The sequence below is a fragment of the Streptomyces botrytidirepellens genome (genome assembly GCF_003721215.1).
In the GTDB taxonomy this organism is placed as follows: Bacteria; Actinomycetota; Actinomycetes; order Streptomycetales; family Streptomycetaceae; genus Streptomyces; species Streptomyces himastatinicus.
Genome location: NZ_RIBZ01000150.1, coordinates 1 through 6,398 on the forward strand (window position 1 = coordinate 1; position 6,398 = coordinate 6,398).

Genomic DNA, 6,398 nt, shown 5'->3' on the forward strand with positions numbered 1-6,398 from the left:
CCCCAGTCCCCACCCCCTCCGCCCGCCTGTCCCAGGGCGGTATCGCACCCAAGGGAGCCGCGAGATGAGTGAGCTGATCACCGCGGATCTGGTCGACCTTGACCTGTCCGCCGACACCAAGGAAGCCGCCGCCCGGTCGCTCGCCGAGCGCATGGTCGCGGCGGGCCGGGTCACCGACCTCGACGGCTTCCTCGCCGACGTGGCGGCCCGCGAGGAGCAGATGCCGACCGGCCTGGACGGCGGCATCGGCATACCCCACTGCCGCAGCGAGCACGTCACCGAGCCGACGCTGGCCTTCGGGCGCAGCACGACCCGGATCGACTTCGGCGCGCCGGACGGACCGGCCGACCTGATCTTCCTGATCGCGGCCCCCGCGGGTGCCGACAGCGATCACCTGACGATCCTGTCCAGCCTCGCCCGGTCTCTGATGAACGCCGAGTTCACCGGCGCCCTGCGGGCCGCCGACGACCCGGCCCGGGTGGCCGCCCTGATCCGCGGTGACGAGGAATCGTCGGCCGCTTCGGACAGCGCCTCGGACAGCGCCGCGGAGGAGCCCGCGGCCGAGGAGCCGAAGGACACGGCGGGCGGCCCGGCGGAACCCGCCGGGACCTCCGCGCCCGCCGGGACCCCCGAGCCCGCACCGGCGGCCGCGGCGGCGCCCTTCCGGATCGTCGCCGTCACCTCGTGTCCCACCGGTATCGCGCACACCTACATGGCCGCCGAGTCGCTGGAGAACGCGGNCGGATCGTCGCCGTCACCTCGTGTCCCACCGGTATCGCGCACACCTACATGGCCGCCGAGTCGCTGGAGAACGCGGCCCGTGAGGCCGGTGTCGAGCTGGTGGTGGAGACCCAGGGCTCGGCCGGGTTCGAGAAGCTGCCCGCCGCCACCATCGCCGCCGCCGACGCGGTGATCTTCGCGCATGACGTGGAGGTCCGGGACAAGGAGCGGTTCGCCGGGAAGCCGACGGTGGACGTCGGGGTCAAGGCGGGCATCAACCGCCCGGCCGAGCTGGTGGCCGAGGCGCGCGACAAGGCGGCGCGCGGCGAGACCAGCGCACCGGCGGCGGCGTCCGATGACGCCTCGGACGGCTCCGCCCCGATGGACGCGGGCGGCGACCGCTTCGGCACCCGGCTGCGCAAGTGGCTGATGACGGGCGTCAGCTACATGGTCCCGTTCGTCGCCGCGGGCGGTCTGCTCATCGCGCTCGCCTTCGCGATCGGCGGCTACGAGATCGCCAGCGCCAAGTCCGTCGCGGACCACTTCGTGTGGACCGAGACCGCCAGCTGGGCGGCGCTGCTCTTCCAGATCGGCAGCGCGGCGTTCACCTTCCTGGTGCCGGTCCTGGCCGGGTACATCGCCTACGGCATGGCCGACCGGCCAGGACTCGTGCCCGGGTTCGTCGGCGGTTTCATCGCGACCACGATCAAGGCGGGCTTCCTCGGCGGTCTGGCCGCGGGCCTGATCGCGGGTGCGGTCGTCATGGGCATCCAGCGGTTCAAGGTCCCGGCGGCCCTGCGCGGCATCATGCCGGTCGTGGTGATCCCGCTGATCTCCTCGGCGATCGTCGGCATCCTGATGTTCGTGGTGATCGGCAAGCCCATCGCCTCCGCCCAGGAGGCGATGACCGACTGGCTCAACGGGCTCTCCGGCGCCAACGCCATCGGCCTCGGCGTGATCCTCGGCCTGATGATGTGCTTCGACCTCGGCGGCCCGGTCAACAAGGTCGCGTACGCCTTCGCGACCGGTGGCATCGCGGTGTCCGACCCGAGCGACGGCAGCCTCAAGATCATGGCCGCGGTGATGGCCGCCGGTATGGTCCCGCCGCTGGCGATGGCCCTGGCCACCACCGTGCGCGGAAAGCTGTTCACCAAGACCGAGCGGGAGAACGGCAAGGCCGCCTGGGTGCTGGGTGCCTCCTTCATCAGCGAGGGCGCCATTCCGTTCGCGGCGGCGGACCCGCTGCGGGTGATCCCCTCCTCGATGGTGGGCGGCGCGATCACCGGTGCGCTGTCGATGGCCTTCGGCTGCACGCTGCGTGCCCCGCACGGCGGCATCTTCGTGGTCCCGCTGATCGGCCAGCCGTTCCTCTACCTGCTGGCCATCCTGGCGGGCACGGTGGTGTCGGCCGGACTGGTGATCTTCCTCAAGGGGCTGCGGAAGAAGGCGGAGGCCGGCGCCACGGCCCCGGCCGGTGGTGACGCCTCCGCGAAGGGCGCCACCGGGGACGAGGAGAAGGTGGCGGTCGCGGTCTGACCCCATCTCAGTCACCCCCCATCCCATCCGTGGCGAGGCCGCGCGCAGCGTAGTAGGCGCTGAGCGCGGCCTCGCTGCCTGAGCCCATCGCGGTCGCGATCCGCTGGAAGCGGGCGGAGCGCAGATCACCGGCGGTGCGGATCCTCGGATGCTGGCGCCCCGGCGGGCAGTATCCGGATCCGGCGGTGACGACGGACCCGCCGGGCGGCGCCGGGGCGCTGCCCAGATTCAGGAACGCCAGGTCGGCCGTGAGGGCACACCGCTCGCCCGCTGCCGTCAGCGCCTCGGCCCGCAGCGGCGCCGACGGTGGCCCCAACTCCAGCCGCCGCACGGCCACCAGCTCCACCCGGGCGTCCTGCCCGACCTCCTCGGTCTTGTAGGCGTCCTCGGGCGGATGAGCGACCAGGCACCGGGCCCGCAGCTCCGGATGGGCCCGGGTGAGGGTGCCCAGCGGGCGGTCCGCGCCGAGCACGAGAACCGTGCGGCCGGTGAGCGCCGCGGCATCCGCCTCCCACAGCCGGGGGAGCTCACGGCCCTCCGCTCCCGCGAGCCACCCGGCGGCCGCGGGTGCCAGCGGCCCGACCCCGGTGGCGACGACGGCATATGGAGCGGACAGCCGCGCACCGGCTGCCCTCGCTCCCTCGACCGTCACCTCCACCCGGTCCTCGAACGCGTCGACCCGCGTGGCACGCCGCCCGAGTTCGACCCGGCAGAGGGCACACCGTGCCACGTCGGCCTCGACCGCCGCCGCCAGCCCGGGGCCGGTGGTGAAGCCCAGGACGTTGCTCACCACCGGGATGCGCCGCAGCGCACCGCACAGCGCACCGCCCGACTCGACGAGGACGGACCGCATCCCGACGCTCGCCGCCATCACGGCGGCCGCACAGCCCGCCGGACCGCCGCCGACAATCAGCAGATCGGCGTCCAAGGTGATCCCCTCCCTCTCAGTCCTCGGTCCCTCGGGGCCCTTTCGACCTTCTTGGTGTCGTCCGCTCAGAACGGTCCGTCGTACAGATCCCGGTACGCGGGGAAGACCCCGCCCGGGCCGTTCACCCCCTCCGCCGCCAGCACCGCCTTGACCACGGCACGGGTCAGCGCGTCCGCTCCCGCAGCCAGCACCTCGTTCAGCGCTCCGGCCTCCCGGTGCACCCCGAACGCCGGGTCCCCCGCATCGCCCCCGCTCTCCTCCGGCGCCAGCGGCCGATCGCCGGTGGCCAGGGCGAAGACCGTGTCACCGTCGGACATCAGGTGCACCGGCCGGATCGCCCGGGCCAGACCGTCGTGCGCCGTGCCCGCGAGCTTGTGCGCCTGGGCCCGGGTGAGCGCGGCGTCGGTGGCGACCACGGCCAGGGTGGTGTTCAGCGGAGGCTGTACGGACGCGGCCTGGCGCCGCTCCGACTCGGCCCGTGCGGTGGCCAGGCGGCGCACCGCCTCCGCGTGCTCCTCTCCGCCGGGGCGGTAGGGCCCGCCGTCCCCGGACGGCTCGTACCCCTGCCCGTACAGCACGCCGGTCCGCGGATCGACCACCGATCCGAGCGCGTTGACCGCCACCAGCGCGGCCACCGTGATGCCGGACGGCAGCACCAGCGACGCCGATCCCGTGCCGCCCTTGAGCCCACCGGCCACCGCGCCCGTGCCCGCGCCCAGATTGCCCTGCCCGACCGGTGCGCCAGGCTCCGCACCGGCCGCCGCCTCGGCGGCCTCCCGGCCCAGGGCCGCGCCCGGCCGGGCCCGCCAGTCACCGCCCCGGCCGAGGTCGAAGAGGGCGGCCGTCGGGACGACCGGGACGACCTGCGCCGGATCGGGACCGACCCGGAAGCCGCGGCCGTGCTCCTCCAGCCAGGCGGCCACCCCCGAGGCGCTGTCCAGGCCGAACGCGCTGCCGCCGGTCAGCACGACGGCCTCCACGCGCTGGACGAGATTGCGCGGATCGAGGGCATCGGTCTCCCGGGTGCCCGGCCCACCGCCGCGCACATCGACGGCGGCGATGGCGCCGCCCTCGGGGGCCAGCACGACGGTCGTTCCGGTCAGCCATCCGCCTCCGGTGCGCTGCGCATGGCCGACGCGCAGCCCGGGTACGTCTGTCAGGGCGTCGGCCCGGCCGGTGTGCGGGGATTCGTGGGTGGTTCGCTCGGTATCCATGAGCGCTATGCGTAGCACGGCGACTCGTGTCATGGTCGTACAACGAGGCGTGCCCGGCCCCGGAGCAAGGGCCCTCGCGAGCACCTCCGGACGGCGCGCGCCGGACCATCGTCGCCTCATATAGCGGGCGTTCATCAGATGTTGATGACCTGACAGCAGGCTGTGCGGTATGCCGTTCGTCCCCGCCTCAAGGAAGACCGCCGTGCCCCATACCTCCCGGACGGAGGAGCTCCCGACACTGGCCGCCGCCACGCGGCAGACCTCCCGGGTGGCCCTCCGGTGGGTCAGTGAGCCCGACTGCACCGAGGAGCTGACCCACGCCGAGCTGCTCGACCAGGCCGCCAGGGCGGCCGCCGCCCTCACCCGGCTCGGAGTCCGGGCCGGCGACCGGGTGGCGGTCCACCTGCCGCTGGTGCCCGAGTCCGTGATCGCCACGCTCGCCTGTGGCCGCCTGGACGTCGTCCGCGGCAGCCTGCCGGTGGGGCTGCGCCCGCATGAACTGCGCGACCGCATCAGGGAGATGGACGCCAAGATCGTCATCACCGCGGACGGGGAACAGCGCTGTGGGGAGCAGCAGCCCCTCAAGCAGCTTGTCGACCGGGCGCTCACCGGCTGCCCCGGCGTCCGGAACGTGCTGGTCGTGCACCGCCTCTCCCGCCCGGTCTCCTGGAAGCCCGGCCGGGACCTGTGGTGGCACGACGAGCTCGGCCGGTACACCGAACCGCTGCCGCGGTCGTACTCTTGAGCCATGAGCACCGCCCCCGCCCCTGGACCGCGCGATCCCGCCGCCGCGCTGATCTTCGACGATCCTCTGGCGCAGCCGTCCACGGACGATACGGACCGCGGGTGGGGTGAGCGGGTTCCCGGCGGGCAGGGCGCCGACAGCGCCGCGGACCTGGCCCGGTTCCTGGACGAGAAGCCGCCCCACCACCTCTGACGGCGAGAGGCCCCAGGCCGGAAGCCCTGACGGCGCACGATGCCGATCAGGCGCTCGGCTAGGGGATGGGGCTGCCTTCGCGGCGGGCCACCAGCTCGTCCCGGATCTCGCGGAGCAGCGTGATCTCCTCGGCCTCCGTCTCCGCCTGCTCCTCCTCGGCCTGCTGCTCCTTGGCGGCCTTGCGCGCCAGATAGCGCGACATCGGCAGCACCATCAGGAAGTACACGACCGCCGCGGTGATGAGGAAGGTCAGCACGGCCGACAGCATGCTGCCCCACATGATCGGGATGCCGTGCACCACCTCGCCCGCCGCGTTCGTCTCGCAGGGCGCCTCGAGGCAGGAGCGGTACTTCTCCAAGTCCTTCGTTCCGAAGGCGCCCACTATGGGATTGATCAGGCCCTTCACCACGGAGTTCACGACGGAAGTGAAGGCGGCTCCGATGACGACCGCGACCGCGAGGTCGATCACATTGCCGCGCATCAGGAAGGCTTTGAAGCCCTCCCAGACGCTCTCCTTCTCCTGCGTCTCGGTCCTCTTCTCTTCGCTCAACCCACTGCCTTTCTCTCGCCGCGACGGTGCTGGAGCGGACGGTTCCGCAACCTACACCGGCGCCGAGCAGGCCCAAGAGGTGAGGCACGGGTGTCAGGAGCGGCACAGTGTCACCGCCAGACGTGAGGTGGCCTCGGCCCCGGCGAGCGCGGCGGCGGCCGCGCGCGGCACCGTGAGCACCACCAGCGCCCCGCCGTCCGCCGGGCCGCCGTCCCGGAGACCGGGGACGGAGGCCACCCGGACCCCGCGGGCGACCATCCGCGCCGCGGCATCGGACCCGCGCTGCCGGACGGTGTCGGGCGCGGGTGTGGCCAGCACGTCCACCCGGTCGCCGGGGTGCAGAAGCCGCACCGCCGCCGCGTCGGCGATCCGGACCGGCGCGGACACCACGGCGGGGCGTGGTGGCTCGTACCGGCCCCCGGCCGCGGTGGCGGGGGAGGGCTCCGGGCGCGAGGATCCCTGACCGGACGGTGCCGCGGCCGCGAGCGCGGCGGCCGTCAGCGCCAGCCCGGC

At 73.7% G+C, this 6,398-nt stretch carries 7 protein-coding genes and 1 pseudogene; 4 read left to right on the forward strand and 4 right to left on the reverse strand.

Going from position 1 to position 6,398, the window contains the following annotated elements:
• Positions 1 to 64: 64 nt before the first annotated feature.
• Together EEJ42_RS54585 and EEJ42_RS10980 are read left to right on the forward strand one after the other, a co-directional pair.
• Positions 65 to 505 (forward strand): annotated as a pseudogene (locus EEJ42_RS54585) (PTS sugar transporter subunit IIA); the annotation flags it as partial.
• A gap of 179 nt (positions 506 to 684) precedes the next feature.
• On the forward strand, positions 685 to 2,256 hold the full coding sequence (locus EEJ42_RS10980) for a PTS fructose transporter subunit IIC (RefSeq protein ID WP_425472876.1): 1,572 nt from the start codon (positions 685 to 687) through the stop codon (positions 2,254 to 2,256).
• Positions 2,257 to 2,263: 7 nt separating this feature from the next.
• Here the strand turns inward: EEJ42_RS10980 and EEJ42_RS10985 are convergent, their stop codons facing one another.
• Both EEJ42_RS10985 and EEJ42_RS10990 read right to left on the reverse strand, forming a co-directional pair.
• Positions 2,264 to 3,184 (reverse strand): FAD-dependent oxidoreductase, encoded by a 921-nt coding sequence (locus EEJ42_RS10985; RefSeq protein WP_123099765.1) that lies wholly within the window; start codon positions 3,182 to 3,184, stop codon positions 2,264 to 2,266.
• Positions 3,185 to 3,249: 65 nt separating this feature from the next.
• A complete protein-coding gene (locus EEJ42_RS10990) occupies positions 3,250 to 4,398 on the reverse strand; it encodes a P1 family peptidase (protein ID WP_123099766.1) in 1,149 nt (382 codons plus the stop codon).
• Positions 4,399 to 4,600: 202 nt separating this feature from the next.
• Between EEJ42_RS10990 and EEJ42_RS10995 the strand changes: the two genes are divergently transcribed.
• A complete protein-coding gene (locus EEJ42_RS10995; RefSeq protein ID WP_246096360.1) occupies positions 4,601 to 5,143 on the forward strand; it encodes an AMP-binding protein in 543 nt (180 codons plus the stop codon).
• A gap of 3 nt (positions 5,144 to 5,146) precedes the next feature.
• Positions 5,147 to 5,335, forward strand: coding sequence for a hypothetical protein (locus EEJ42_RS11000; protein ID WP_123099767.1), 189 nt, complete (start codon positions 5,147 to 5,149; stop codon positions 5,333 to 5,335).
• 58 nt (positions 5,336 to 5,393) lie between these two features.
• Here EEJ42_RS11000 and mscL read toward each other — a convergent pair whose 3' ends face one another.
• Together mscL and EEJ42_RS11010 are read right to left on the reverse strand one after the other, a co-directional pair.
• Positions 5,394 to 5,885, reverse strand: a complete 492-nt coding sequence (gene mscL, locus EEJ42_RS11005; RefSeq protein WP_123099768.1) for a large conductance mechanosensitive channel protein MscL — start codon at positions 5,883 to 5,885, stop codon at positions 5,394 to 5,396.
• A gap of 93 nt (positions 5,886 to 5,978) precedes the next feature.
• On the reverse strand, positions 5,979 to 6,398 hold a 420-nt coding region (locus tag EEJ42_RS11010), incomplete at its 5' end, for an RcpC/CpaB family pilus assembly protein (RefSeq protein WP_123099769.1).